Origin of the sequence: Streptomyces sp. B3I8 (genome assembly GCF_030816915.1) — a bacterium.
Classification (GTDB): Bacteria; Actinomycetota; Actinomycetes; order Streptomycetales; family Streptomycetaceae; genus Streptomyces.
The window spans coordinates 6,936,459-6,960,820 of the sequence record NZ_JAUSYN010000002.1 but is presented as its reverse complement, the minus strand read 5'-3'; the positions used below and the strand labels follow the sequence as shown (position 1 = coordinate 6,960,820).

Genomic DNA, 24,362 nt, shown 5'->3' with positions numbered 1-24,362 from the left:
CACCCCCCGCCGGGGGTGGACCGTCGAGGGGACGCCCGGGTGACGAGCCCCGCGACGCCGTCCCGGTTACGTCGGTGGGGCCGCCGCGCCGGTGGGCTCACGGCCGTTCGGTGAGCGACTCGAAGAACTCCTCGATCGCGGGCCGGACCCGGCTGCCGCCGGACAGTCCGCGCCACTCCCGCCGTACGACGGCGACCACGCGGAAGCAGTCGTCGATCGGGGTGATCCAGTGGTGGCTCATGCCCCGGGTTGTGTTGACCAGCAGGGCCTCGACGTCGGGCAGCATCCCGGCCAGCTCGGGATGCCGGTCCACCACGGCCCGCCAGGCGTCGGCGTCGGGCTCCCAGCGGGTGGCGCCGGCCGGGCTCGGGTAGTGGGCGGTCACCGTGTCGTCCGGGCGCCGTACGAAGAACGCGAGGCCGACCGGGACGCCCAGGGCACCGGTGTCCACGGGCGGCAGCCGCAGCCGCCGTTCCGGCACCAGCCGGTAGCGGCCACCGGCCGTCCCGCCCTCGGCGAAGAGCAGGGCGCAGGGGCGGCAGCCGCAGTGCAGTCGCTGCCGCTCGGTGTCGTACAGGTGCTGGTGGTCGGCCGGTACCGGGGCGCCGCACAGGTCGCAGCGTTCGGCGTCCGCGGCCCGCCGGTCGGCGGCGCCGCGGATCACCCGGGCCAGCGCGCCGGCCGTCACGGCGACCCCTGCGGTTCGGCGGGCCGGAGGGTGAGGGTGTCGAGCGGGACGAAGGCGGCGTCCCGCTCGGGGTCGCGCACCCGTTCGACGCCGGACAGTTCCGGTGCGGCGGCGAGCAGGGCCTCGCGCACGGCGGTCTCCAGAACGGCGGTGGTGGAGCCGCAGCCCTTGACGTCGAGCCGGACGCGGGCGACGCCGTCGTCGATGCCGGTCAGTTCGATCTCGCCGCCGCTCTCGCGCACGATGGTGCGCAGTCCGTCGACGGCGCGTTCGGCCCGGCGCTCGACGGGGTCGGGGTGAATGTCGTGCAGCACCATCAGATGGCCGAGGAGCTGGTCCTCGGCGAACCGGGCGACGAGCGCCTCGTCGGCGAGGTCGAGAATCCGGGCGAGCCCTTCGCCGTACACCTCGGTGAGCGCGCCCACGGCCTCGACGGCGGCCTGCGCCATGGGTCCGGGCGCCTCCTCGACCCGGCCGAGGAGATCGTCGATGCGGGTGAGGCGGTCCTCGACGGCCGAGTCGTCGAGCCGGTCTCCGCCGGGGCCGTACGCGGCCGTGGTGTGTTCAGCCATGGTCGGCTCCGCGGGTCCGCGAGGGGTGCCGTTCGGGTTTCCGGGCGGCGGCGGTGCCGACGATGCCGCGCAGCCGCCGGATGACCGCCCCATAGGGCCTGATCAGGGCGGACGGCGGAGTGTCGCCGGTGGAGTCGTCCCTCAGCGGGAGGAACGCGTCGGGGAAGCCGGGCACCGTGCAGCCGATGCAGACGTCGCCGGCCTGGGGGCAGCCGCCGGAACCGTCCGTACCGCCGTGCTCGGGCACGGCGCAGTCGACCACCGGGGCCGAACAGCCGAGCTTCACCTGGCACGTGGGCGAGGGACGGTCGGGTGGTCCGGGGACCGGTTCGAGGTTTTCGGGTGCCCGGCTCACCTCGGTGACGACGGTTGCGGTGGTCATGTGCTCGGCTCCCTCGGAGACGGTCGCGGAGTCGGTCGTGGGCCGCGGTCATCGGGGCGTCCCCTGTCGCCGTCGCCTCCTGCTGCCGCGAGGCGACCGTTCGTCCTGCGCCCACGCCCGCCCTCACGCTGCCACCGGGACCCCGGTCCCGCGCGCTGTCGGGGGCATTGGGGTGAGGGGGTGGAAGGCCGGCGCCGCCGTTGCGGGAGAATGCCGCCAGGGGTGCCCTGACCTGGGGCGTCGTGGGGTGGTCCGGGCGGCGCGGGTGGTGGACGGCGCGGCACGACGGATCGACGGGGAACGACGGGGAACGACGGAATGACGGGGAACGAGGGGAAGGGTCCCATGCCCGGGAGCGAGAGGCCGGACGGCGGTGCCGTGCCGGTGGGCGACGTGGGGTCGGCGGGAGAGGTGGACGACGTGGCGCGTGCGGTGCTGACGGCCTCACGGCTGCTGGTCGCGGTGTCGGCCCGTTCCCTGGACGAGGTGGAGGACCGGATCACGCTGCCGCAGTTCCGGATGCTGGTGGTCCTCTCCACCCGGGGCGAGACCAAGCTGGTGGTCCTCGCGGAGCTGCTCCAGGTCGCCCCGTCGACCGCGATGCGCATGGTGGACCGGCTCATCGCGGCGGGCCTCGCGGACCGGCGGGTCAATCCGGACAACCGCCGCGAGACCCTGCTGACCCTCACCGAGGAGGGCCGTCAGGTGGTGGACCGGGTGATGGCACGGCGCCGACAGGAGGTCACCAAGATCGTACGGCGGCTCGCGCCCGTACAGCGGGCCTCCCTGATCGAGGCGCTCACGGCGTTCGGCGAGGCGGGCGGCGAACCGCCCGCGCTGACGCCAAAGGAGACACCGGTGCGGCCGACGGGGGCGGCGGACCTGCCGGTGTAGGAGCCCGCCGCCGTCCGGGCCGTGGGCGTCCGAGACGCGTCCCGCGGCGGGGGCGGGTCAGACGTCGCGGGTGAGGCCGGGCTCGCCCCAGCCGAGGGCCTGCGCCTGCGCGTCGTCGGGCACCGGGAACGAGGGTTCCCCGCCCGCCTCGTTGAACGCCGCGAGCGCCTCGACGAGCGCGGTCCGGTGCGCGGGGTCCAGCCGTTCGACGATGGACGCGATGGCGGCGCGGCGCCGGGCGACGACGCCTGCGACGGTGCGCCGGCCCTCGTCCGTGAGGGTCAGCAGGGTCTCGCGCCGGCTCTCCGGGTTGACCTCGCGCGCGGCGAGGCCCGCGGCGATCAGCCGGTCGACCATGCGCATCGCCGTGGACGGTGCCACCTGGAGCAGTTCCGCCAGTGTGACCAGCTTGGTGGCGCCCCGGGTGGAGAGCACGACCAGCATGCGGAACTGGGGCAGTGTCACCCCGTCCTCGACGGCGGCGAGCGAGCGGGCGGAGACCGCCATCAGCAACCGGGAGGCGGCGAGAACCGCCCGGGTCACCCCCTCGACGTCGTCCGTGACCTCGACGTCGTCCGTGTCAGTGTCGCGCTGCGCCATGGGCCCTTTCTATCGCGAGGCGGGGCCTGGGCACCGGCCGGGCCGGGGGCTCTGGGACCTGTTCCCGTGATCCGGCGGGGCGCCGGGTCGCGCCCCGCGGACGCGGTTGCCGCCGAGTGGAAAGCCGGTGGGAGGGTTCAAGAGCGCGAGGCGGGATAGTCCGTACGAATGAGTGCGATTTCGACCAGAGAACCCGCGGATGTCGAGCGCCGTCCGGGCCCGATCGGTAGGGTGCCGGGGCCCGGCGCGAAGGAACTGCACGACGTGCCGCTGAGCATGCTGATGATGCTGGCCGGCCTGTGGCTGTTCATCTGCATGTGGGCGCTGGGGTATCCGGACACCCTCGGCAACGATCCCCACCTCGTGGAGATGGGCGCCGGGGTCATCGTCTTCCTCACGGGCCTGGCCCGGATCTCCCGGGCCCGCGGCAGGGCGACCGATCTGCTGGTGCTGGCGGTCGGGGTGGGCCTGATCCTCTCCGGCTTCTTCGGCGGCTTCGGCGCGGACGTCATCCGCTGGAACCAGGTGACGACCGGCTGCGTGCTGGCCCTCCTCGGCCTCGTCGGTGTCATGCTCGCGGAGCGCGCGCACGGGGCGGGCGAACGGGGCGGCCCCGCGACACGTGCCGGCTCCCCGAAGCGGCGAGCGGCCCGGCGCACGTCGTAGCGCAGCACACCCGCCGCATCGGACCCGCTCGGGCCCGGAACCCGCCCGCGCCACCGCGGAACCGCCCGCGCACGCGGGCGCACCCCCCGCACCCGCGCACAGGGGCCGCACCTCGCACGCCCCATACGTGCGGAGATGCGTACGTTTCAGAACTCGGCCGGGCGGATACTCCAACACCGCTCGCTCCGTCGGCACGCCCGCACGCCCGCACGTCGCGGGTCCGCACGTCGCCGTCCGCGTCGTCACCGCCGTCCGCCCGTCCGCGCACCGCTTCCGGCCGCCGGCCGGTTCACCCGGTGCTCGCCGTCCCGCAGAGGTCGCACCATGGCTCATGCCTACTCCCGCGCCCCCTCGTACGCCCGTGACGCCTCATCCGTCGCCGAGGTGCCGGTGGGCGGGCCGGGCGCGGAGCCCCGGATGGTGCGGAGGCCGGCCGCCGGGGAGCGGGTCTGCCCCGGAACGGCCCTGGTCACGGGCGCTTCCTCCGGCATCGGCGCCGCCGTGGCGCGGCGCCTGGCGGCCGACGGCTGGCATCTCGTGCTGAACGGGCGCGATCCCCAGCGGCTCGCGCAGGTGGCCGACGCGACGTCGGCGGCGCTCTTCCCCGCCGACCTCTCCCGCCCCGGCGCCGAAGGCCGGCTCGCCGACTTCGCCCTGGACGCGGCAGGGGGCCGGGTGGACCTCCTGGTCGCCGGGGCGGGCGTCGGCTGGGCGGGCGACTTCGCCACCATGCCCCCGGGCTCCATCGACACGCTGTTCGACGTGGACGTCCTGCCCGCGATGCACCTGGTACGGCGGCTGCTGCCGGGCATGGTGGAGGCCGGCGCGGGGCGCGTCGTCCTGATCGGATCGGTGGCCGGGATGCTCGCCGTACGCCAGGAGGCGGTCTACTCGGCCGCCAAGGCGGCGCTCGCCGCGTTCGCGGACGCGCTGCGCTACGAGCTGTACGGCACCGGCGTCGGCGTCAGCCACGTCGTACCCGCCGTGGTGGACACGCCGTTCTTCGACCGGCGGGGTATGCCCTACGTACGGTCGCACCCGCGGCCGGTGCCGGCGGAGAAGGTGGCCGAAGCGGTCAGCGCCGCGGTCACCCGGGGCCGCGACGAGATCTACGTCCCCGGCTGGCTGCGGCTGCCGGTCCGGATCCGGGGCGCGGCCCCCGCCGTCTACCGACGGCTCGCCGCCCGCTTCGGGTGAGCCGTGGAAGCCGGCGGAGTCGTCGAGGAGTCGCGGGGTGAACGCGCCCACCGTCGTCCTGGCCCTGCTCGCGGCCCTCGCCAACGCCGCGGCCTCGGTGCTGCAACGGCGTGCCGCGGCCGACGAGGCGGATGCCGGCGCCGGTGTGCGGCACGCCGCGCACTGGATGGCTCATGTGCTGCGCCGCCCGTTCTGGCTGGCCGGTTCGGCGCTGCTCGCGGTCTCCACCGTGCTGCAGGCCGCCGCGCTCACCGTGGGCAGCCTCTCGCTCGTCCAGCCCCTGCTCGCCGCCGAGCTGCTGTTCACCCTGGCCGTGGGCAGCCTCGTCTTCCACCACACACCGGACCGGCGCACCTGGCTGGCCTTCGTGGCCCTCGCCCTCGGGCTGGCCTTCTTCCTCGGCGCGGCGGCGCCGACCGAGGGACGCGCCGACGCCACCCCGGGCCGCTGGCTGCTGGCCGGGGCGGCCGCGCTCGCCGCGGTGGTCACCCTCGTCCTCGTCTCCCGGCTGACCAGGGGCTCCCCCCGCGCCGCCCTGCTCGCACTGGCCTCGGCGGTCTCCTTCGCCACCACCGCCGCGCTGATGAAGGAGGTCACCGGGCGGATCGGTGACGTGGGCGCCGGCATCTTCGCGACCTGGCCGCTGTACGCCCTGGCGGTGGCCGGGCTGACCGCTTTCGTCCTTCTCCAGGGCGCCTTCCGGGCCGGCAGCCTGACCGCCTCGCAGCCGGCGCTCACCCTCGGCGACGCGCTGACCAGCGTGGCTCTGGGCTGGGCGCTGTTCGACGAGCACATCGGCCTGGGGCTGCGGCTCGTGCCCGAGATCCTCGGGATCGCGCTCATCGGCGCGGGCACCGTGGGCCTGGCCCACGCGGCCTCGCAGCAGGAGACGTGGGACACGGGGACGGGCGGCACCGGGAACAGCACCGGCACCGGCACCGCGGGCGCCACCGCCTCCCGGGCCGCCGCCCGCGCGCGCTCGCGCCGCGGCTCCTGAACCCACGACAGCGCACCGGACAGAGAGGTAGCCACAAGCATGAGCCGCGAGACCGCCCCCGCACCCGTCCCCGTCTCCACGTCCGCCCCCGTCCCCGTCTCCGTACCCGCACCCGTCCCCGTCTCCGTCCCCGTCTCCACGTCCGCCTCCGCCCCCACGTCCGGTCGGCGCCCGACGATCGCGCCGCCGCCCTTCCGGCGTACGGCGGCGCCGGCCGCCGCGGCTCTCGCGGTCACCGCCGTGGCCGGCGCGCACATCGTTCCGGCCGCCACCTGGCTACCGGGGCTGCGGCGCCGCTTCTTCCCGCGGCTGGCGGGCACCGGGCACCCCGGCCATGTCGCCCTCACCTTCGACGACGGCCCCGACCCGGTCTCCACCCCGCTCTTCCTGGACGCGCTGGACGCGCTGAGGGTGCGCGCCACGTTCTTCGTCCTCGGCGAGAGCGTCCTACGCCATCCCGAGGTGGCCCGCGAGACGGCCCGCCGGGGGCACGAGCTGGCCGTGCACGGCTGGACGCACGACAGGCCGTGGCTGCCCGCGCCCGCGCGGGACGCGCGCGAGGTGGCGCGGGCGGCCGAGGCGGTGGCCGGCGTGAGCGGACTACGGCCGCGCTGGTACCGGCCGCCGTACGGCATCCTCACCTCCGGGCGCTGGGCGGCGGCCCGGCGGGCGGGGCTGCGCCCGGTGCTGTGGTCGGCGTGGGGCAGGGACTGGACGCCGGACGCCACCCCCGGTTCGGTGCGCGGGACGGTCGGGGCGGATCTGCGCGGCGGCGGCACGGTGCTGCTGCACGACACGGACCGGGTCGCCGCCCCGGACTGCTGGAAGGCCACTCTGGACGCGCTCCCGGCTCTGGTCGCCGACTGCCGGCGGGCGGGCCTGAGGGTGGGCCCGCTCGCGGACCACGGCCTGGGCGCACCCGCCTCCGACGGTTTCCGCCGGCGCACCGAGGGGAGCTCCCGGACGTCTCTCACTGCTCTGCCGTCACTGCACTCACACGGGCAACACCCGAGGTCAGCGGGGTGAGGACGGGCCTCCCCGAGTTCCCGGAAAACGCCCCACGGCCCGGATCGCGGCGGCTAGCGTGCGAAAACCCACTCCGCCGTTTCCCTCCCACTCCGCCGCTTCCCTCCCCCCACGGTCCGCACCCGCCGGACCTCCGCGCCGCAAGGAGAACCGGGATGTCCCACGATCCGCACGCGCCGTACCCCTCGTATCCGGTGCCGCCGCCGCACATACCGAGCTGGTCGGTCTCCGCCCCGCCCCACCCGTGGCCGATGGACGACGACCTGGACGAGGAGCCGGCGGCGCACGCGCGGGACGGCGACGCCCCGGGCCGCCGCGACAAGGACTTACCGACCCGGCCGTTACGCCGGGCGTCACCGCACTCGGCGCGCGGGCACCACGGTGACCTGAGGATGCTGCGTCGCGCCTACCGCAGGCAGCGCCGGGTCGCCACCCTCGCCGCCCTCGGCTACTTCGTGGTCTTCCTCCTCCTCTCCGCGTACGAGCCCTCCGTACTGACCCGCCCCGTCACCGGCGGCCTGTCCACGGGGCTGCTGCTCGGCCTGGTGCAGGTCCCGGTCACCTGGCTCGCCGTCGTGCTGTACGAGTGCACCGCCCGCCGCTACGTCGACCCACTCGCCGCCCGCGTACGTCGCCACGCCCCGCCCGATCCCCCGCCCCGGGCCCCCGACCACGACGGCCTCGTGGAGCCGGGGCGATGACCGAGTTCGACGGCTCCGCCCAGTCCTGGTCGCTGGTCGCCTTCTGTGCCGTCGTCACCGTCACCCTGCTGCTGTGCGTGATGACCGGCCCCGACCGCGACGACCTCGCCGAGTTCTACACCGGCTACCGCACGATGTCCCCGCTGCGCAACGGGCTCGCCATCGCCGGCGACTACATCTCCGCCGCCACCGTGCTCACCATCGGCGGGGTGATCGCGTTGTGCGGCTACGACGGTGTCGTCCTCGCCCTGAGCATGACGCTGTCCCTGATGCTGCTGATGTTCCTGCTGGCCGAACCGCTGCGCAACACCGGCCAATTCACCCTGGGCGACGCGCTGTCGCGGCGGATGCCGGGCCGGTCGGTGCGGATCACCACGTGTGCGGTGACCCTGATCGCCCTGCTGCCGATGATGTTGGTGCAGCTCGCCAGCACCGGCCAACTGCTGGCGTACATGCTGGGGTTCACCGGCAGCGCCATGCGGACCGGGTGTGTCGTCGGGGTGGGCGCGCTGATGATCAGCTATGCGGCCATCGGCGGCATGAAGGGCACCGCCCTCATCCAGTTGCTGAAGATGGTGATGCTGCTCGGCTCGGGCGCCGTCGTCGCCGTCCTCGTCCTGCGTGCCTTCCACTGGGACCCCGGGGCGCTGTTCACCGCCGCCGCCGGCCGCAGCGGGGCGGGCCAGGCGTATCTGCGGCCCGGCCTGCAGTTCGCCGGGGGCGACCACCCCCGGCTGGACATGGTCAGCACCCAGCTCACCATCGTGCTGGGCGGAGCGTGTCTGCCGCATGTGACGATGCGGATGTACACCGCGGGCAGCGCCCGGCAGGTGCGGCGGTCGATGTCGTGGGCCGTGACCTCGGTCGCGCTGTTCGCCGTCGTGATCACCGTGGTGGGCGTGGGGGCCACCGCGTTGGTCGGCCGGGAAGGGCTCGCCGCGGCCGATCCGCGCGGCAACACGGCGTATCTGCTGGGTTCGCGGGCCGCCTTCGGGGCGCATCTGTCGCGTCCGGAGACGCTGTTGTTCACCGCGGTGACGACGGCGATCTTCCTGACGCTGCTCGCGTCGGTGGCCGGCATGATCCTCGCCTGCGCCAACTCCCTCGCCCACGACGTGTTCGCGACGCGGGCGCGGCGGCTCAGTCCGCAGCGGGAGACGGCGCTCGCGCGGGTCTGCGCGCTGGTCGTGGGCGTGCCCGCGATCCTGCTCGCCTCGCTGGTGCAGGACCGCAGCCTGCAGCCACTGGCGACGGCGTCCTTCTGCGTGGGCGCGTCCGCGCTCGCGCCGGCGCTGGTGTACGCCCTGTTCTGGCGGCGGTGCACGCGGGCGGGGCTGCTGTGCGCGTTGATCGGGGGGACGGTGGCGGTGCTGGTGCTGATGCCGGGGACGAGTCTGGTGTCCGGGTCGCCGACGGCGGCGTTCCCGGGGCTGGACTTCCACTGGTTCCCGTTCACGACGACGGGGGTGGTGTCGATTCCGGCGGGGTTCGTGTGCGGGTGGCTGGGGACGGTGCTGTCGGGGCGGTCCCGCAGGGATCGCCAACGGCGCGCGTACGACCGCGTCGAGCCCCACATCCTCGCCGGCACGGCGTTTCCCCGCCCCCGCCACCCCTACCCTTCCCGTCCCCGACCCTGAGGGGCTCCGCTCCTCGGACCCCGGACGCGCGGGTGAGCGGGTGGTTGCTCGCGCAGTCCTGGCAGGGGCGCGGGGAGCCGCGCAATCTCTTCGCGGGTCCGGGGGGCCCTCCGGGGTCGGGACGGGAAAGGGCGGCGGGGGCGAGGAGAAGTACCCGCACCCTCGCCCTCCCGCACCCTCGCCCTAACCCTCCCGCACCCTAACCCTCCGGCGCCGCCACCCGGTTCGGACGGCGGTGGTGCGGCTGGGCCGGGGCCGGGACCGCCTTCAGCGGCGGGATGTCACGTCGGCTGACCTTGTCCCTCTCCACCGTCAGCGACTCGCCATGATGGTGGATGACCAGCGGCTCCCCGCTCAGCAGCGTGTACCCCGCCGCCCCCCGCTCGATCTCCACCCGCACCCTGCGCCCCAGCAGCTCCAGCGTGAACGCCAGCCGCCGGAACGTCTCCGGCAGCCGGGGGGCGAACTGCAGCGTCCCCCCGTGGTGCCGCATGCCGCCGAAGCCCGCCACGAGCACCATCCACGTACCGGCGAGCGAGGCGATGTGCAGCCCGTCGCGGGTGTTGTGCTCCAGGTCGTGGAGGTCCATCAGCGCGGCCTCGTGGAGGTAGTCGTAGGCGAGCGACATGTGGCCCGCCTCCGCCGCGATGACCGCCTGGGTGCACGCCGACAGGGACGAGTCGCGCACGGTGAGCGGCTCGTAGTAGGCGAAGTTGCGCGCCTTGTGCTCGGCGTCGAAGAAAGCGCTGCACGTGTACATCGCCAGCACCAGGTCGGCCTGTTTGACGACCTGTTTGCGGTAGAGGTCGAAGTAGGGGAAGTGCAGCATCAGGGGGAACTGGTCGGGGCGGGTGGCCGCGAAGTCCCAGCGCTGGTAGCGGGTGAACCCGGCGTGCTGCTCGTGCACGCCCAGTTCGTGGTTGTAGGGGATGTGCATGGCCTCGGCGGCGTCCCGCCAGGCGGCGCTCTCCTCGTCGTCCACGCCGAGCGCGGCGGCCTGCCGCGGATGCCGTTCGGCCGCGTCGGCGGCGGCGAGCAGGTTCATCCGGGCCATGAGGTTGGTGTACGTGTTGTCGTCGGCGACGGCGCTGTACTCGTCGGGGCCGGTGACCCCGTCGATGTGGTACGCGCCCCGGTGGTCGTGGTGGCCGAGCGAGCGCCACAACCGGGCGGTCTCCACGAGGAGTTCGACGCCGGTGTCACGTTCGAACCGCTTGTCGCCGGTGGCGGCGGTGTAGCGGACGACGGCGTCGGCGATGTCGGCGTTGACGTGGAAGGCGGCGGTGCCGGCCGGCCAGTACGCCGACCCCTCCTGGCCCGCGATGGTGCGCCAGGGGAACGCGGCGCCGCCGAGGCCGAGTTGGGCGGCGCGCTCGCGCGCGGCGGGCAGGGTGTTCTGCCGCCAGCGCAGCGCCTCGGCGACCGCCTCCGGCGAGGTGTAGGTGAGCAGCGGCAGGACGAAGGTCTCGGTGTCCCAGAAGGCGTGGCCGTCGTAGCCGGAGCCGGTCAGGCCCTTGGCGGGGATGGCCCGCTGCTCGGCCCGTGCCCCGGCCTGCAGCACGTGGAACAGGGCGAATCGCACGGCCTGCTGTATCTGTTCGTCGCCGTCCACCTCGACGTCCGAGCGGGCCCAGAAGTCGTCGAGGTACTCCCGCTGTTCCTCGACCAGGCCCGCCCAGCCGCAGGTCGCGGCGGCGGCGAGCGCGGCGTCGACCTGGTCGCTGACGGCGGGCAGTGAGCGGGTGCTGGACCAGCCGTGGGAGACGAGTTTGTCCACCCGCAGGGTCTCGCCGGGGGCGAGCACGGAGGCGACGGTGAGCCGGGCGAGGTCCTCGGTGGACTCGCTCTCGGTGGTGGTCTCCTCGGGGCCGGTGATCCGGTGGTCGGCCGCGGCGGCGACCCGGAGCCGGCTGCGCCGGGTGCGGTGCACGAGCCGCAGCCGGGTGTCCCTGGCGAAGTGGGTCTCCGCTTGAAGCGGTGACTCCAGGGCGACGGCCGCGCGCGGGTCCCCGTTGTGGCCGGGGAGCTGCTCGTTGGTGACCAGCTCCGACTGCACGACGATCCGGGTGCGGCTGTCGACGGCGGACACCTCGTAGGAGATCGCGGCGATGGCCCGCTGGGTGAACGACACCAGGCGGCGGGAGCGGATGCGGACGGTGGTGCCGGCCGGGGAGGTCCACTCGCAGGTGCGGGTGAGCAGGCCGGTGCGCAGATCGAGGACGCGTTCGTGGGAGCGCAGCCGTCCGTAGCGCACGTCGAAGGGTTCGTCGTCCACCAGCAGGCGCAGTATCTTGCCGTTGGTGACGTTGATGACGGTCTGCCCGGACTCCGGGTAGCCGTAGCCGGCCTCGGCGTACGGCAGCGGGTGGGACTCGTGGACGCCGTTGAGGTAGGAGCCGGGCAGTCCGTGCGGTTCGCCCTCGTCGAGGTTGCCGCGCCAGCCGACGTGTCCGTTGGACAGCGCGAACACCGACTCGCTCTGCGGGAGGACGTCCGTGTGCAGTCCGCGTTCGCGCAGGTGCCAGGGCTCGACGCCGTAGGAGGAGTGTGTGATCACGCCCGGCTCCGCAGGTCGGCGAGGTCCGCCACGACGATGTCGGCGCCGTGGGCGCGCAGCGCGTCGGCCTGGCCGACCCGGTCGATGCCGACGACATGACCGAAGTGTCCGGAGCGGCCCGCGTCCATGCCGGCCAGGGCGTCCTCGAAGACGGCGGCGGCCTTCGGCTCGACGCCCAGGTCCTTCGCGGCGGCGAGGAAGGTGTCCGGGTGCGGCTTGCCGGGCAGACCGCGCTCGGCGGCGACGACACCGTCGATACGGACGTCGAAGAGGTGTTCGGCGTCGATGGAGCGCAGCACGTCACGGCAGTTGGCGCTGGAGGAGACCACGGCGGTGCGCAGGCCGGCGGCACGGGCCCGCTCGATGTAGCGCAGGGTGCTGTCGTACGCCTCGACGCCCTGGGTGCGGATGAGCTCCAGGAGGAGTTCGTTCTTGCGGTTGCCCAGACCGTGCACGGTCTCCCGGTCCGGCGGGTCGTCGGGGGTGCCCTCGGGGAGGCGGATGTCGCGGGAGGCGAGGAAGGTGCGGACGCCGTCGGCGCGGGGGCGGCCGTCGACGTAACTGTCGTAGTCCGCGCCCTTGTCGAAAGGCCGGAAGTCCGTGCCGTCGCGTTGCCGCAGATATGCGTCGAACGTCCGTTTCCACGCGGCGGCGTGGACGACGGCGGTCCTGGTGATGACCCCGTCGAGGTCGAAGAGGCAGGCCTGGATTCCGTCCGGGAGGCCGAGGTCCGTCACGCGTGCAGTCATACGGGACAGCTTCCCCCCGCCGCGCGGAAACAGGGGGCGGCACCGGGGTCTGTGTCGAGCGCCACATTCCCCGGCGTGGCGGGGGTACCCGGAACGCATGAGCGATGTCGTGGACTCGGACGAGTTGCTGCGGAGAATTCAGCGGGCGCGGAGATGGGCGCAGGAGCAGGAGCGGGCGTGGCGGGGACGCGGGGAGGAAGGGGCGGTACGGGCCGTCGTCTACGAGACGGTGGGCAAGGTGCTGGACGAGATCCTGACGCCGGGAGCCCGGTGAAACCCGGTGGAGGCCGCCGGTGAGGCCGGTGAGGCCCTGGGGGAACGGTGAGGTGAGGCCCGAGGAGGACGGGACGGGTGAAGGCGGCCCGGGATGAGAGGAATCCGGGGTGAGGAGAATAGGGGGCGTGACCTTCGACGACCTCCTGCGGCGGGCCTCGGCCCTGCTCCGTCCGGGCTCCCGGGCGATCCTCGGGCTCACCGGCGCCCCCGCCTCCGGCAAGACCACCCTCGCCGAGCACCTCGTCCACGCCCTCAACGCCGCTCCCGGTCCACCGCCGGCCGCCCATGTCCCCATGGACGGTTTCCACCTCGCCGACGTCGAACTCGACCGGCTCGGCCGCCTCGAACGCAAGGGCGCGCCCGACACCTTCGACGCCGCCGGCTACGCGGCACTGTTGCGCCGGCTGAAGGACCCCGAGGAGGACGGCACGGTCTACGCGCCCGGTTTCGAACGTGACCTCGAACAGCCGATCGCCGGCACCATCCCGGTACCGCCCACCGCCCGGCTGGTGGTCACCGAGGGCAACTACCTCCTCCTCACCACCGGCGCCTGGGCCCGCGTACGTCCTTCGCTGGACGAGGTCTGGTACTGCGAGCCCCGTGACGAGGAGGCGCGCGTCGAGCGGTTGATCGCCCGGCACGAGCAGTTCGGCAAGGACCACGAGGCGGCGGTCGCCTGGACCCTGGGCACCGACCGGCGCAACGCCGAGTTGATCGCCACGACCCGCGACCGGGCGGACCTGATCGTCCCGGAACCGGTCCTGCCGCCCCGGCCGGTCCCGTCGGCTCTGCCGGTCCCGTCGGCCCTCGCGCGCTCGCGCACGGAAACGGAGTAGGCAACGGGCGTGCCGCGTGCGGGAGATGCGCGGCACGCCCGTTGCGGTGGGCGGGCCCGGGCGGCGTACGGCGTGGAGGTGAGCGGCCTCCGCACGCCGGCCCGTGTCCGCCGTCGGGGGTCACCGCACGGTGCGGGACTCCAGGTCGCGGCGCGTGTCGTTGCCGTAGACACCGCTCTCGTCGCCTCTGATGCCGTACCAGAGCTGGAACCGTGCGACGGCCGCGCGCAGCACGGCGTCGTAGCGACCGCGGTGGCGCCGTCCCGGTACACGTCGGGGATGCGCCGCAGCCGCTGCTGCAGTTCGCTCACGGCGGGCCCGCTGTCCCCCTCGCGCAGCGTGCCGGCGCCGTCCGGGTCGGTGCCGGAGGTGTCCGCGGGCGAGGCGGCGACGCCGGTGGCGGGCGGCGCGGACGGCGCCCCGGCCCGCTGGGCGGCGTCGGGACCGCCGACGCCGGGTACGACGAGCGCGGCGCCGAACCCGACGAGGGCGGCGGCCACTCCGATGACGACGGCGGCGGCTCGCCGCCCCGTGAACCCGGCCCCTTCCGCCGGACCCTCGGCCCTTCGCACCGCGCGGGCACGACGCGACGCGCGGGCACGACGCGACGCGCGCGGACCCACGCCCGGGCCCGGACCCACGCCCGGGCCCGGGTTCGCGCCCGGTGGCCGCAGGGGCGCCGTGACCGGGGGCATCTCCTCGGTGGCGAGGTCGGTGACGGGAGCCTCGCCGCGCCGGGGGTCATCGAGGAGGACCGCCTCGTACTCCGGCTCGGGCTCCGTACCCCGGCCGGCGCTCCGGTCGCCCCAGCCCTCCCGGCTGTCCTTGCTCTCCCGACTGTCGCGGCTCTCCCGGTACTCCCGTACCAGGTCCGCCAGCGCCTCCGTACGGCGGCGGCGCATGACGTACGTCGGTTCCACCACCCGGCGCCGCGCGGGCTGTCCGCCGGTTTCGGGGGGGTCGGTCGGTGTCGGCACGCCGTTCTCCTTCCGTGCGCCTTCCCTGGGCCGTGCGCCATGTCCGGTGAGGGATACGTGCGCGCACGCCTCGCGGTTCATCCGCCGGCGCCTCGCGGCGCATACGGGCGCGCAACGCGGGTGCGCGCCCCGCGCTCCCGCGTACGCCCCGGGCGGGCGGGTACTCAGCAGGCTCGCAGGCTGCGAGGCGGTGGGCCCCGCGGCGCTCCCGCCGTGAAGCCCCCACACGGAACACGACAGACGGGCCGCTCCCCCGGTCCCGTCGGACAGGGACCGCCATGGCCCGGACCACGGACGACGAGCCGCTCGACCTCCACTTCGTCGGCAATGCGACCGTCCTGCTGCGCTACGGCGCGCTGACCCTGCTCACCGACCCCAACTTCCTGCACCGCGGCGAGTACGCGCACCTCGGCTACGGGCTGGTCAGCCGGCGCCTCACCGAACCTGCCCTCGGCATCGAGGAACTGCCGCCCCTGGACGGCGTCGTCCTGTCCCATCTGCACGGCGACCACTGGGACCGCAGGGTCCGGCGGGGCCTGGACCCCTCGCTGCGCATCGTGACCACCCCGCACGCGGCCCGCCGGCTGCACGTCCTGCACGGTTTCCGGCAGGCGGCGGGGCTGCGGACCTGGCAGGACTGCGTGCTGCGGCGGGGCGGCGTCCAGGTGCGGATCACCTCGCTGCCCGGCCGGCACGCGGGGCAGGCGGTGCTGCGGGGGCTGCTGCCCCCGGTGATGGGCAGCATGCTGGAGTTCGGCCCCGAGGGCGGTCCCGTACGGCTGCGGCTGTACCTCTCCGGCGACACGCTCCCGTACGACGGTCTGGACGAGATCGCCCGCCGCTTCCCCGCCGCCGACCTGGCCGTACTGCATCTCGGCGGCACCACGCTGCCCGGCGGCTTCGTGGTGACCATGGACGGCGCGCAGGGCGCGGAGCTGGCCCGCCGTCTGGCCCCCCGGCTGATCCTGCCGGTGCACTACGGCGACTACACGGTGATGCGTTCCCCGCTGGAGGCGTTCCTCGCCGAGGTCGACCGGGTGGGCCTCGGCGAACGTCTGGTGCACTGCCGGCACGGGCAGCGGGCGCGGGTGACGGCCGGGTCGGCGGCTCCGGTGGTGCGGTGACCGGAGGCCCTGCGGCGTCCGGGAGGCTCGCGGGGGCCCGGGGCGCGGAGGCCGTCGCGTTCCTCGCCTCCCCCGCGAGCAGCTACGTCCACGGGGCGATCCTCACCGCCGACGGCGGCGAACGCAGCCTCCTGCCCCGCTGAGCCCTCCCGCCGCGTGCTGCGGGAAGCGGCCGGCGGGAAGCGGCGGGGTCCCCGCCGCACCGCGCTGAACGCGGGCGTACGGGCGCACGTATGGAGGGACGGCGTCCGACGATCGGGACGCTCCGTGCGGTGGTGGCCCGCCGGCGGTGTTCAGTGGTTCGGGAGCCCTGCATGAGGCACGCACGACGACGGATCGTCCGACGCGGGATACGGCTGTCGGCCGTCGGAGGAATTCTTCTGGGCGGCCTGATGGTCACCCAGGCCATGGCCACGGAACCGGCCGGCGGCACGCCGTCGTCCGGCGCGCACGCCACGGGTTCCGTCGAGTCCGCCGCCGCGCGGGGCGCCGGGCTCGTCTCCCGGCTCGGCACCGGCCGTACCGCCGGCACCTGGATCGGAGCCGACGGCCGCCCGGTGGTGGCCGTGACCGACCGGGACGCGGCCGGGACGGTGCAGGCGGCCGGGGCCCGCGCCAAGGTGGTGCGGCACAGCATGGACGAACTGCGGTCCGCCACGAAGAGCCTGCGCGCCGCGCCCCGGGTCGCGGGCACCGCCTGGTCCGTGGACTACCTGACCAACGAGGTCGTCGTGCGGGCGGACCCCACGGTCTCGGCCGGCGACTGGTCACGGCTGACGCGGCTCGCCGACGGCATGGGCGGCAGGGTACGGATGGAGCGGACGAAGACGAGGTTCACCACCCGGTTGAACGGGGCGCAGCCCATGTTCTCGACGGGCGGCCGCTGTTCGGCCGGCTACAACGTGACCGACGGGCAGAGCAGGTTCATCCTCACCGCCGGCCACTGCGGCCCGAAGGGCGCGGTGTGGTTCGGCGACGACGGGGGTGCGACCGAGTTCGGCCAGACGGTGTCCTCCCGCTTTCCCGGCAACGACTTCTCCCTCATCCGGTACGACAACGGGCAGTCGGCCGGCGCGGACGCCAACGTGGTCGCCATCGGCGACGGGAAGGGCGTCCGCATCGCCTCGGCGGGTGACGCGGCCGTGGGCCAGCGGGTGTTCCGCAGCGGCAGCACGAGCGGGCTGCACGACGGCACGGTGACCGGGCTGGACGCGACGGTCAACTATCCCGAGGGGACGGTGACCGGGCTCATCGAGACGGACGTGTGCGCGGAACCGGGCGACAGCGGGGGGCCGTTGTTCTCCGACGGGCTGGCGCTGGGTGTCACGTCGGGGGGCAGCGGGGACTGCACGAGCGGGGGGACGACGTTCTTCCAGCCGCTGCGGGCGGCGATGAGCGCGTTGGGTGTGCGGCTGGCGGGGGACGGTTCCGGCGGGACGCCGTCGTCGGCCGCGGCCGGTGCGGCACAGCCGTCCGCGTCCGCTTCCCGGGGGGCGATGGTCGCGCCCGGGTCGGCGAAGCCCGGCGCGGTCGAGCAGGTCGGCTCGGAGGCGGCCCGCTCGTTCACCGCCCGGCTCACCGATCCGGGGACGGTGGGCCCGGGGCTGCTGGTCGTCGCGGGGAGCATGGTGTTGTGGGTGGCGGCGCGGTACATCCGCTCGGAGCGGGACCGTGAGGCGTACCGCAGACAGTACGCCCGCACCTGGAGCTGAGCCCCGGGGCAGAGCCGGGGGCGAGCCGCACGCCGACGGGGGCGGGCCGGGGGCCGGGAGTCAGGCCGCGCGACGCGGCTGCGGCACCGCGGTCGCCCATTCCATGACGAGCCGCTGGTACTCCTCGCGCTGCTCTCCGGTCAGCGTGCCGCCCGACCGGCGCCAGAGCGCGCGAATCTCGTCGTTTACCTCGTCGGGCGACCTTTCGACGGCCGGTTCAGGAGTGATGGACATGCCGTGAAGCATACGAGTCCGCCCGTGAAGCCGTTGTGAGCAAAGCGACGCAATCCGGCAATTGGGTGCGTGAAGCTCATCACCCCAGCTCAGCACCGGTGCGGAGGTGGCGCACGTCACTCCTCGCGCCTCCTGCGCACCGCACCCACGCCGCACGTGCTGCGCACACCTCACGTGCCCGGCTTGCGCCCGTACACGTAGACGTCGTCACCGTTCCTCAGCAGCGACCAGTACTTCTTCGCGGCCTTCGTCGTCATGTTGACGCAGCCGTGGGATCCCGGCGGGTTCCACATGCTGACGCCGACCGAGTGGAAGGCCTCGCCGCCGTCGAAGAACTGGCTGTACGGCATCGCCACGTGGTAGATCGAGGACACGTGGTCGATGTGCCGCCAGTAGATCTTCTTCGCGCCGGTGCGGGTCTCGTACCCGTTGCGTCCGGTCCGCACCGGGACCGGACCGTACACGAGCCTGCTGCCGTCCTGGATCCAGCTGAGCTGGAGTGTGAGGTTGACGCAGGCGATGCGCCCCTTGTTGACGGGGCACCGGCCGGCGCTGTTGGGGTGGTGGCCGACGGCCTTCTGCTTGTTCATGAGGTCCATGACGCCCCAGGTCACGGGCCCCGCGTACCCGATGGTGGGGGTGATGCCGTGCTTGGACTGGAAGGCCCGGATCGCTTGGCAGTCGGCGGCGGACTGCCTGCCGTCGGCCGGCCGGCCCAGGAACTTCTCCACCTTCTTCTGGTACGGCCCAGCCGACGTGGTGCAGCTCGCGGCGGTCGCGGGCGCGGCCCCGAGCGTGAGCGCGAGCGGTGTCACCAGCCCGGTGATGCCGAGCGCGACGGCGGTCCGTCTGCCGATGCCGCTGCGGATGCCGCTCCGGAAGTCCCCCATGGCACGTTTCCCCCTGCCCCGTCCTCCCGCTCCCGGTACCTCCGGTTCGGTACGGACTCGCCCTGGTAGACACGCGAGGGCGCCCGGCGGTTGCACGCCTTCGCACACCGGGTGCGAACGGGGTGCGCACCGGCCGGGAACGTGCTCAGGACAGCCGGTGCCGGATCCCCTTGAAGCCCGTGCTGACCGCCGTCACGCCGCCGTCCACACACAGCGTCGTACCGGTGATCCAGGCCGCGTCGCGGGAGGCGAGGAAGGCGACGGCGGCCGCGATGTCCTCGGGCTCGCCGACCCGGCCCAGCGGGTACACCTCCGCGGCGGCGGCCAGGGCGGCGGGGCGGTCCGCCCAGGCGGGGGTGCGGACGGTGCCGGGCGCGACCAGGTTGACGCGGACCCCGCGCGGTCCGGCGTGCCCGGCGAGCGTACGGGTCAGGGAGACGAGGCCCGCTTTGGCGGCGCTGTAGGCGTGGTTGCCGAAGTCCTGCAACCCGTTGACCGAGCCGATGGTGACGACGGCACCGCGCCCGGAGGCCACCAGGTGCGGCAGCGCGGCCCGGGCGCACCGGTAGGCGCCGGTGAGGGTGACGTCGAGGTCGAGAGCCCAGCTCCCGTCGGACTCGTCCTCGAACAGCGGGGCGTCCGGGCTGCAGTGGTAGGCGTTGTTGACCAGCACGTCGAGCGAACCGAACGCCTCGACGGCACGGGCGACGGCGGCCTCCACCGACGCCCGGTCCGCCACGTCGCAGCCGTGCGCCTCGGCCGCCAGCCCCTCGGCGCGCAGCCCGGCGGCCGTCTCCCCGGCCGCCGCCGCGTCCACGTCGGTGACGAGGACGCGGGCGCCCTCCTCCGCGAGCCGGCGGGCGACGGCCGCCCCGATGCCCCGTGCCGCGCCCGTGACCAGCGCGCCGTACCCCTCGAACCGTTCCGCGAGCCTCGCAGTCATGGTCCCGAACGTACCCCGTGCCGATCATCGGGCACAGTGTCCGGCACGGATCATCGGGCAGCGTGCCCGGCGTGGATCGCCGGCCACGCTGCCCGGTGCGGATCAGTGGCCGCGGGCGATCCACTCCTGGAGGTGCGGGGCCTCGGCGCCGATCGTGGTGGTGTCGCCGTGGCCGGTGCGGACCACCGTCTCGGGCGGCAGGGTGAGCAGCCGGTCCCGGATCGAGTCAACGATGGTCGGGAAGTGCGAGTACGAGCGGCCGGTGGCGCCCGGGCCGCCCTGGAAGAGGGTGTCGCCGGTGAAGACCGTGCCGAGCGCGGGGTCGTACAGGCAGACCGCACCCGGCGCGTGTCCGGGCGTGTGCAGCACGGTGAGGTCGGCGCCGGCGGCCTCCAGGACCTGGCCGTCGTCCAGCCACCGGTCGGGCAGCCGGTCGGGGTGGGTCTGCTTCCACAACGGCAGGTCGTCGGGGTGCAGCCAGATCACGGCGCCGGTGCGCTCGGCGAGGGCGGGCGCGGCGTCGATGTGGTCGTTGTGGGCGTGAGTGCAGACGATGGCCCGCAGCCGCCGGCCGCCGAGGGCCTCGACGATCGCGTCGGCGTCGTGCGCGGCGTCGATGACGACGGCCTCGTGGTCGTCGCCGACGATCCACACGTTGTTGTCGACGTCCCAGGTGCCGCCGTCGAGGCTGAACTGCCCGGAGGTGACGAGGTGGTCGATGCGCGCGGCCATCAGAGCGTCACCACCGAGCGCAGCACGTCGCCGTGGTGCATCCGCTCGAAGGCCTCCTCGACGCCGTCGAGCGCGATCGTCTCGGTGACGAACGCGCCGAGGTCCAGGCGGCCTTGCAGATGCAGGTCGATGAGCATGGGGAAGTCGCGGGAGGGCAGGCAGTCGCCGTACCAGGAGGACTTCAGAGCGCCGCCGCGGCCGAACACGTCGAGCAGTGGCAGTTCGAGCTTCATCTCGGGGGTGGGCACGCCGACGAGGACGACGGTGCCGGCCAGGTCGCGGGCGTAGAAGGCCTGCCGGTACGTCTCCGGGCGGCCGACCGCCTCGATGACGACATCGGCGCCGAAGCCGCCGGTCAGCTCCCTGATCGCCTCGACGGGGTCGCTCTCACGGGAGTCGACGACGTGGGTGGCGCCCAGCGTCCGCGCCTTCTCCAGTTTGCGGGGGTCGATGTCGACGGCGATGATCTTCGCGGCGCCCGCCAGGCGGGACCCGGCGATCGCCGCGTCGCCGACGCCGCCGCAGCCGATCACGGCGACGGTGTCGCCGCGGCCGACGTTGCCGGTGTTGATCGCGGCGCCGATGCCCGCCATGACCCCGCAGCCGAGCAGTCCTGCCACCTCGGGGGCGACCGCCGGGTCGACCTTGGTGCACTGGCCGGCGGCGACGAGGGTCTTGTCGGCGAAGGCGCCGATGCCCAGGGCCGGGGAGAGCTCCTGGCCGGTCGAGGCGAGGGTCATCCTCTGCTTGGCGTTGTGGGTGTCGAAGCAGTACCAGGGGCGGCCGCGCAGACACGCGCGGCACTGGCCGCACACCGCGCGCCAGTTGAGGATCACGAAGTCGCCGGGCGCCACGTCGGTGACGCCCTGGCCGACGGACTCGACGACGCCGGAGGCTTCATGGCCGAGGAGGAAGGGGTAGTCGTCGCTGATGCCGCCCTGCTTGTAGTGCAGGTCGGTGTGGCAGACGCCGCAGGCCCGGATGTCCACCACCACCTCGCCCGGACCGGGGTCCGGCACGACGATCGTCTCGATGCGGACGGGTTCGTCCTTGCCGGGTGCGATCACGCCGCGTACTTCCTGCGCCATGGTGCTGCTGCCTTCCGTCGCTGCCGAGCTTGTGCGGGCGGCGGCGGGGTCCGCCGCGGGGCCCCGCCGGCCCACCCCATGATGACGGAAACGGGGGTGCGTGCGGCCGCGGGGATGCGGGGTGTCTCCGGCGGGACCATGCTGGAGACATGTCCGGGCGTGCACCTGTGATAGTTCACCCCCCGCTGGGTTCGGGGGGCCGGCGCGTGACCGCGCGTGGGGAGAGTCTGGGGGTGGCGTTCTCCGACGAGGACCTGCTGGAGTTCCTGGGGCGGGCGGGGCTGCCGGACGCGGAGGATCTGCTGGACGACCCGGCGTGGGTCAAGTGGCGCGGCGCGGACGCGCACCACTACGTGACGGCGTGAGTTTCCTTCACCTTCCGCCCCTGCCCTTCCCGTCCCTCGAGGGGTGCCGCCCCTTGGACCCCGGACGTGCGGGCGGGCGGGTGGTTGCTCGCGGGGAACCGCGCGATCCTTCGGGGGATCCGGGGGCGGAGCCCCCGGAGACGGGAAGGGCAGGGGCGGCGGGGGCGAAAACCCCACACCGGGGTACTCGACACAAAGAACCGAAGCGAAACAATCGAAGCGAACCCGACATACCACCCGTTTCGAGGGGATGACCCGCATGCTGGTCCTCGGACTGCTCCTGCTCGCGGCCACGGCGGCCTTCACCGGCCTCGCCATCGCCGACAACCTCGGGGGCGGCCCCGAGTACTCCGTCTCCGTGCTGGGCAACCACATCGCCACGATGAACGCCCTGGCCCTCTTCTGCGCCGGCCTCGCCCTCGCCCTGCTGTTCAGCATCGGCATGGCCACCGCGCTGAACGGCGCCCACCGCGGCCGCCGCCGTCACCGCCGCAGCCGCGGTTACGGCAGGGGCGGCGACACCCACGCGTTCGACGAACCGATGGGCCCGGGCGGCCGCCACGCCTGACCGGCCGACCCGGCCCACGGCCCCGCTCACGCCCTCACGCCCCGCAGGACCGCAGGAACCTCCGCGTCCGCACCGCGATCGGCAGCGGTTTGTCGGGCGCGCAGGGATACATGTCCTGCTCGACGATGGCGAACAGGTCCACGTCGAGCTTCTGCGCGGCCGCGAGCACCGGCCCCAGCTCCGGCACGCCCCCCGGCGGCTCGCACATCACCCCGCGGGCCACCGCCGGCCCGAACGGCACCCCGCCCGCGACCACGTCCGCGAGGATGTCCGGGTCGACCTGCTTGAGGTGCAGATAGCCGATGCGCTCGCCGTACGTCTCGATCAGCTTGACGCTGTCGCCGCCGCAGTAGGCGTAGTGCCCGGTGTCCAGGCACAGGCTGACCAGCGCGGGGTCGGTGGCGTCGAGGAAGCGTGCGACGTGCTCCTCGGTGTCCAGGTGGGTGTCGGCGTGCGGGTGGATGACGATGTCGAGGCCGTAGGTCTCCCTGACCTCCCGGCCGAGGCGTTCCATGCCCCGGGTGAGGTGGGCCCACTGCTCGGCGGTGAGTTCGGCGGGTTCCAGGATCTCGGCGGTCTTGTCGTCGCGCCAGAAGGACGGGATGACGACGAGGTGCCCGGCGCCCATGTCCCGGGTGAGAGCGGCGACCCGGCTCACCTGCTCCCAGGTGGCGTCCCACTCGGCGGGACCCCGGTGCAGTCCGCAGAAGATGGTGCCGGCGGAGACCTTCAGGTTCCGCCGGTCCACCTCCTCGGTGAGGCGGGCCGGGTCGGTGGGCAGATAGCCGTAGGGGCCCAGCTCGATCCAGGAGTAGCCGGCCTCGGCGACCTCGTCGAGAAAGCGCTGCCACGGCACCTGCCGGGGATCGTCCGGGAACCAGACGCCCCAGGAGTCGGGGGCGGAGCCGACCCTGATGCGATCCAGGGCGGGTGCGGGGGAAGCGCTTCCTGTCATGTCACGCGGTCCCTTCGGGAGATGCCTTCGCCGGTGTCTGTACGTCCTCGGTCGCGGGGAGTTCCTCGGCCGTCCCGGAAGGTTCCTCGGCCGTCCTCGTCCCGGGGTCCTCCTCCTCGCCCCCGGGGAGTTGCTCGACGTCCACGCCGCCGACCTGTGCCAGTTCGTGCTTGAGCGCGGCCAGTTCCGCGCCGCCCGCCATGTGGTTGGTCAGCTCCTCCAGGCTCACCTCGCTGCGGGCGGCGGACAGCTCCAGGGTGCCGAGGCGCAGCACGCTGAAGTGGTCGCCGACCAGGTAGGCGTGGTGGGGGTTGTGCGTGATGAAGATGACGCCGAGGCCGCGGTCGCGCGCGGCGGCGATGTACTTCAGCACCACGCCCGACTGCTTGACGCCGAGGGCGGCGGTGGGCTCGTCGAGGATGAGGACGCGGGCGCCGAAGTAGACGGCGCGGGCGATCGCCACGGACTGGCGCTGGCCGCCGGAGAGGGTGCCCAGCGGCTGTTCCAGGTCGTCAAGGACGATGCCCATGTGGCGCAGTTCCTCGTCGGCGGTCCGCTTCATGCGGGCGATGTCGAGGCGGCGTACGGGCCAGGGGCCCTTGGTCATCTCGGAGCCGAGGAAGAAGTTCCGCCATACCGGCATCAGCGGCACGGTGGCGAGGTCCTGGTAGACCGTGGCGATGCCCTTGGCGAGAGCCTCGCGCGGGGTGGCGAACCGTACCGGGGCGCCGTCGACGAGGAACTCGCCCTCGGTGTGCTGGTGCAGCCCGGAGATGATCTTGATGAGGGTGGACTTGCCGGCGCCGTTGTCGCCGAGTACGCAGGTCACCCGGCCGGAGTGGACGGTGAGGTCGACGCCGTGCAGGGCGCGGATGTTCCCGTACGACTTCCCGGCACCGCGCAGCTCGACGAGCGGGGCGGTACCGGCGGGGGCCGGGCCGGGGCCGTCCTGCTCCGCGACGGCGGTCGTCTTCTTGGGGTCAGCGGTGGTCATGG

27 protein-coding genes are annotated in these 24,362 nt (G+C 74.0%); 14 read left to right on the top strand and 13 right to left on the bottom strand.

Annotation, left to right across the window (positions count from 1 at the left end; all coding sequences use genetic code 11):
- Window positions 1-97: 97 nt before the first annotated feature.
- The 3 genes from QFZ64_RS32795 to QFZ64_RS32785 are packed head-to-tail and all read right to left on the bottom strand — an operon-like array spanning window position 98 to window position 1,642.
- A complete protein-coding gene (locus tag QFZ64_RS32795) occupies window positions 98-688 on the bottom strand; it encodes a DUF5947 family protein (protein ID WP_307071102.1) in 591 nt (196 codons plus the stop codon).
- The gene (locus QFZ64_RS32790; protein ID WP_307071101.1) at window positions 685-1,260 is read right to left on the bottom strand and encodes a NifU family protein; all 576 of its coding nucleotides are present in this window, start codon (window positions 1,258-1,260) and stop codon (window positions 685-687) included. The genes QFZ64_RS32795 and QFZ64_RS32790 overlap by 4 nt, the downstream gene beginning before the upstream one ends.
- Window positions 1,253-1,642, bottom strand: coding sequence for a hypothetical protein (locus tag QFZ64_RS32785; protein ID WP_307071100.1), 390 nt, complete (start codon window positions 1,640-1,642; stop codon window positions 1,253-1,255). Before QFZ64_RS32785 ends, QFZ64_RS32790 begins: the two co-directional genes overlap by 8 nt.
- 345 nt (window positions 1,643-1,987) lie before the next feature.
- Here QFZ64_RS32785 and QFZ64_RS32780 point away from each other — a divergent pair, with 345 nt between their 5' ends.
- On the top strand, window positions 1,988-2,536 hold the full coding sequence (locus QFZ64_RS32780; RefSeq protein ID WP_307071099.1) for a MarR family winged helix-turn-helix transcriptional regulator: 549 nt from the start codon (window positions 1,988-1,990) through the stop codon (window positions 2,534-2,536).
- Between the two features lie 57 nt (window positions 2,537-2,593).
- Here QFZ64_RS32780 and QFZ64_RS32775 read toward each other — a convergent pair whose 3' ends face one another.
- Entirely contained in the window at window positions 2,594-3,136 is a 543-nt protein-coding gene (locus tag QFZ64_RS32775; RefSeq protein ID WP_307071098.1) for a MarR family winged helix-turn-helix transcriptional regulator, read from the bottom strand.
- A 168-nt stretch (window positions 3,137-3,304) separates the two neighbouring features.
- Here QFZ64_RS32775 and QFZ64_RS32770 point away from each other — a divergent pair, with 168 nt between their 5' ends.
- The 6 genes from QFZ64_RS32770 (at window position 3,305) to QFZ64_RS32745 (ending at window position 9,360) form a co-directional block, all read left to right on the top strand.
- A complete protein-coding gene (locus QFZ64_RS32770) occupies window positions 3,305-3,802 on the top strand; it encodes a hypothetical protein (RefSeq protein WP_307071097.1) in 498 nt (165 codons plus the stop codon).
- Window positions 3,803-4,126: 324 nt separating this feature from the next.
- Window positions 4,127-4,999, top strand: a complete 873-nt coding sequence (locus QFZ64_RS32765; protein ID WP_373430705.1) for an SDR family NAD(P)-dependent oxidoreductase — start codon at window positions 4,127-4,129, stop codon at window positions 4,997-4,999.
- 37 nt (window positions 5,000-5,036) lie between these two features.
- Window positions 5,037-5,996 carry a DMT family transporter gene (locus QFZ64_RS32760; RefSeq protein ID WP_307071096.1) on the top strand — a complete coding sequence of 320 codons (960 nt, stop codon included), beginning with the start codon at window positions 5,037-5,039 and terminating at the stop codon, window positions 5,994-5,996.
- 39 nt (window positions 5,997-6,035) lie between these two features.
- Window positions 6,036-7,022: a polysaccharide deacetylase family protein gene (locus QFZ64_RS32755; protein WP_307071095.1), complete on the top strand. Its 987-nt coding sequence runs from the start codon at window positions 6,036-6,038 to the stop codon at window positions 7,020-7,022.
- A 155-nt stretch (window positions 7,023-7,177) separates the two neighbouring features.
- Window positions 7,178-7,723 carry a DUF485 domain-containing protein gene (locus tag QFZ64_RS32750; RefSeq protein WP_307071094.1) on the top strand — a complete coding sequence of 182 codons (546 nt, stop codon included), beginning with the start codon at window positions 7,178-7,180 and terminating at the stop codon, window positions 7,721-7,723.
- On the top strand, window positions 7,720-9,360 hold the full coding sequence (locus QFZ64_RS32745; RefSeq protein WP_307071093.1) for a cation acetate symporter: 1,641 nt from the start codon (window positions 7,720-7,722) through the stop codon (window positions 9,358-9,360). Before QFZ64_RS32750 ends, QFZ64_RS32745 begins: the two co-directional genes overlap by 4 nt.
- Before the next feature lie 199 nt (window positions 9,361-9,559).
- Here QFZ64_RS32745 and QFZ64_RS32740 read toward each other — a convergent pair whose 3' ends face one another.
- Both QFZ64_RS32740 and QFZ64_RS32735 read right to left on the bottom strand, forming a co-directional pair.
- On the bottom strand, window positions 9,560-11,917 hold the full coding sequence (locus tag QFZ64_RS32740; RefSeq protein WP_307071092.1) for a glycoside hydrolase family 65 protein: 2,358 nt from the start codon (window positions 11,915-11,917) through the stop codon (window positions 9,560-9,562).
- A complete protein-coding gene (locus tag QFZ64_RS32735; protein ID WP_307071091.1) occupies window positions 11,914-12,666 on the bottom strand; it encodes a beta-phosphoglucomutase family hydrolase in 753 nt (250 codons plus the stop codon). Before QFZ64_RS32735 ends, QFZ64_RS32740 begins: the two co-directional genes overlap by 4 nt.
- A 97-nt stretch (window positions 12,667-12,763) precedes the next feature.
- On the opposite strand from QFZ64_RS32735, the gene QFZ64_RS32730 reads away from it, so the two are divergent.
- The 5 genes from QFZ64_RS32730 (at window position 12,764) to QFZ64_RS32710 (ending at window position 17,591) form a co-directional block, all read left to right on the top strand.
- On the top strand, window positions 12,764-12,940 hold the full coding sequence (locus tag QFZ64_RS32730) for a hypothetical protein (protein ID WP_307071090.1): 177 nt from the start codon (window positions 12,764-12,766) through the stop codon (window positions 12,938-12,940).
- Window positions 12,941-13,067: 127 nt separating this feature from the next.
- Window positions 13,068-13,778: a nucleoside/nucleotide kinase family protein gene (locus QFZ64_RS32725; RefSeq protein ID WP_307071089.1), complete on the top strand. Its 711-nt coding sequence runs from the start codon at window positions 13,068-13,070 to the stop codon at window positions 13,776-13,778.
- A gap of 1,255 nt (window positions 13,779-15,033) precedes the next feature.
- Complete coding sequence (locus QFZ64_RS32720; RefSeq protein ID WP_307071088.1) at window positions 15,034-15,879, top strand: MBL fold metallo-hydrolase; 846 nt, start codon at window positions 15,034-15,036, stop codon at window positions 15,877-15,879.
- Window positions 15,876-16,022, top strand: coding sequence for a hypothetical protein (locus QFZ64_RS32715; protein ID WP_307071087.1), 147 nt, complete (start codon window positions 15,876-15,878; stop codon window positions 16,020-16,022). Before QFZ64_RS32720 ends, QFZ64_RS32715 begins: the two co-directional genes overlap by 4 nt.
- Before the next feature lie 171 nt (window positions 16,023-16,193).
- Window positions 16,194-17,591 (top strand): S1 family peptidase, encoded by a 1,398-nt coding sequence (locus QFZ64_RS32710; RefSeq protein ID WP_307071086.1) that lies wholly within the window; start codon window positions 16,194-16,196, stop codon window positions 17,589-17,591.
- A 60-nt stretch (window positions 17,592-17,651) separates the two neighbouring features.
- On the opposite strand, the gene QFZ64_RS32705 is transcribed toward QFZ64_RS32710, so the two are convergent.
- From QFZ64_RS32705 to QFZ64_RS32685, 5 genes are all read right to left on the bottom strand, one after another.
- Window positions 17,652-17,837 (bottom strand): hypothetical protein, encoded by a 186-nt coding sequence (locus QFZ64_RS32705; RefSeq protein ID WP_307071085.1) that lies wholly within the window; start codon window positions 17,835-17,837, stop codon window positions 17,652-17,654.
- 158 nt (window positions 17,838-17,995) lie between these two features.
- Window positions 17,996-18,715 (bottom strand): L,D-transpeptidase family protein, encoded by a 720-nt coding sequence (locus QFZ64_RS32700; protein WP_307071084.1) that lies wholly within the window; start codon window positions 18,713-18,715, stop codon window positions 17,996-17,998.
- A gap of 145 nt (window positions 18,716-18,860) precedes the next feature.
- Window positions 18,861-19,658, bottom strand: a complete 798-nt coding sequence (locus QFZ64_RS32695; RefSeq protein ID WP_307071083.1) for an SDR family NAD(P)-dependent oxidoreductase — start codon at window positions 19,656-19,658, stop codon at window positions 18,861-18,863.
- A 102-nt stretch (window positions 19,659-19,760) separates the two neighbouring features.
- Window positions 19,761-20,390 (bottom strand): MBL fold metallo-hydrolase, encoded by a 630-nt coding sequence (locus tag QFZ64_RS32690; RefSeq protein WP_307071082.1) that lies wholly within the window; start codon window positions 20,388-20,390, stop codon window positions 19,761-19,763.
- Entirely contained in the window at window positions 20,390-21,478 is a 1,089-nt protein-coding gene (locus QFZ64_RS32685; RefSeq protein WP_307071081.1) for an S-(hydroxymethyl)mycothiol dehydrogenase, read from the bottom strand. The genes QFZ64_RS32690 and QFZ64_RS32685 overlap by 1 nt, the downstream gene beginning before the upstream one ends.
- A 206-nt stretch (window positions 21,479-21,684) precedes the next feature.
- Here QFZ64_RS32685 and QFZ64_RS32680 point away from each other — a divergent pair, with 206 nt between their 5' ends.
- Entirely contained in the window at window positions 21,685-21,843 is a 159-nt protein-coding gene (locus QFZ64_RS32680; RefSeq protein WP_373430704.1) for a hypothetical protein, read from the top strand.
- 259 nt (window positions 21,844-22,102) lie between these two features.
- Window positions 22,103-22,411, top strand: coding sequence for a hypothetical protein (locus tag QFZ64_RS32675; protein ID WP_307071079.1), 309 nt, complete (start codon window positions 22,103-22,105; stop codon window positions 22,409-22,411).
- A 34-nt stretch (window positions 22,412-22,445) separates the two neighbouring features.
- Here the strand turns inward: QFZ64_RS32675 and QFZ64_RS32670 are convergent, their stop codons facing one another.
- Both QFZ64_RS32670 and QFZ64_RS32665 read right to left on the bottom strand, forming a co-directional pair.
- Window positions 22,446-23,366: a sugar phosphate isomerase/epimerase gene (locus QFZ64_RS32670; protein WP_307071078.1), complete on the bottom strand. Its 921-nt coding sequence runs from the start codon at window positions 23,364-23,366 to the stop codon at window positions 22,446-22,448.
- A 1-nt stretch (window position 23,367) separates the two neighbouring features.
- The gene (locus tag QFZ64_RS32665) at window positions 23,368-24,360 is read right to left on the bottom strand and encodes an ATP-binding cassette domain-containing protein (RefSeq protein ID WP_307071076.1); all 993 of its coding nucleotides are present in this window, start codon (window positions 24,358-24,360) and stop codon (window positions 23,368-23,370) included.
- Window positions 24,361-24,362 lie beyond the last annotated feature (2 nt).

What these genes read in the sequence shown, in the direction of transcription:
- QFZ64_RS32690 (WP_307071082.1), bottom strand. Translation starts at nt 20,390, where the DNA reads ATGGCCGCGCGCATCGACCACCTCGTCACCTCCGGGCAGTTCAGCCTC.
- QFZ64_RS32720 (WP_307071088.1), top strand. Translation starts at nt 15,034, where the DNA reads ATGGCCCGGACCACGGACGACGAGCCGCTCGACCTCCACTTCGTCGGC.
- QFZ64_RS32675 (WP_307071079.1), top strand. Translation starts at nt 22,103, where the DNA reads ATGCTGGTCCTCGGACTGCTCCTGCTCGCGGCCACGGCGGCCTTCACC.
- QFZ64_RS32710 (WP_307071086.1), top strand. Translation starts at nt 16,194, where the DNA reads ATGAGGCACGCACGACGACGGATCGTCCGACGCGGGATACGGCTGTCG.
- QFZ64_RS32695 (WP_307071083.1), bottom strand. Translation starts at nt 19,658, where the DNA reads ATGACTGCGAGGCTCGCGGAACGGTTCGAGGGGTACGGCGCGCTGGTC.
- QFZ64_RS32790 (WP_307071101.1), bottom strand. Translation starts at nt 1,260, where the DNA reads ATGGCTGAACACACCACGGCCGCGTACGGCCCCGGCGGAGACCGGCTC.
- QFZ64_RS32730 (WP_307071090.1), top strand. Translation starts at nt 12,764, where the DNA reads ATGAGCGATGTCGTGGACTCGGACGAGTTGCTGCGGAGAATTCAGCGG.
- QFZ64_RS32770 (WP_307071097.1), top strand. Translation starts at nt 3,305, where the DNA reads ATGAGTGCGATTTCGACCAGAGAACCCGCGGATGTCGAGCGCCGTCCG.
- QFZ64_RS32745 (WP_307071093.1), top strand. Translation starts at nt 7,720, where the DNA reads ATGACCGAGTTCGACGGCTCCGCCCAGTCCTGGTCGCTGGTCGCCTTC.
- QFZ64_RS32775 (WP_307071098.1), bottom strand. Translation starts at nt 3,136, where the DNA reads ATGGCGCAGCGCGACACTGACACGGACGACGTCGAGGTCACGGACGAC.
- QFZ64_RS32765 (WP_373430705.1), top strand. Translation starts at nt 4,127, where the DNA reads ATGGCTCATGCCTACTCCCGCGCCCCCTCGTACGCCCGTGACGCCTCA.
- QFZ64_RS32735 (WP_307071091.1), bottom strand. Translation starts at nt 12,666, where the DNA reads ATGACTGCACGCGTGACGGACCTCGGCCTCCCGGACGGAATCCAGGCC.
- QFZ64_RS32700 (WP_307071084.1), bottom strand. Translation starts at nt 18,715, where the DNA reads ATGGGGGACTTCCGGAGCGGCATCCGCAGCGGCATCGGCAGACGGACC.
- QFZ64_RS32785 (WP_307071100.1), bottom strand. Translation starts at nt 1,642, where the DNA reads ATGACCACCGCAACCGTCGTCACCGAGGTGAGCCGGGCACCCGAAAAC.
- QFZ64_RS32685 (WP_307071081.1), bottom strand. Translation starts at nt 21,478, where the DNA reads ATGGCGCAGGAAGTACGCGGCGTGATCGCACCCGGCAAGGACGAACCC.
- QFZ64_RS32665 (WP_307071076.1), bottom strand. Translation starts at nt 24,360, where the DNA reads ATGACCACCGCTGACCCCAAGAAGACGACCGCCGTCGCGGAGCAGGAC.
- QFZ64_RS32670 (WP_307071078.1), bottom strand. Translation starts at nt 23,366, where the DNA reads ATGACAGGAAGCGCTTCCCCCGCACCCGCCCTGGATCGCATCAGGGTC.
- QFZ64_RS32780 (WP_307071099.1), top strand. Translation starts at nt 1,988, where the DNA reads ATGCCCGGGAGCGAGAGGCCGGACGGCGGTGCCGTGCCGGTGGGCGAC.
- QFZ64_RS32755 (WP_307071095.1), top strand. Translation starts at nt 6,036, where the DNA reads ATGAGCCGCGAGACCGCCCCCGCACCCGTCCCCGTCTCCACGTCCGCC.
- QFZ64_RS32750 (WP_307071094.1), top strand. Translation starts at nt 7,178, where the DNA reads ATGTCCCACGATCCGCACGCGCCGTACCCCTCGTATCCGGTGCCGCCG.
- QFZ64_RS32705 (WP_307071085.1), bottom strand. Translation starts at nt 17,837, where the DNA reads ATGCTTCACGGCATGTCCATCACTCCTGAACCGGCCGTCGAAAGGTCG.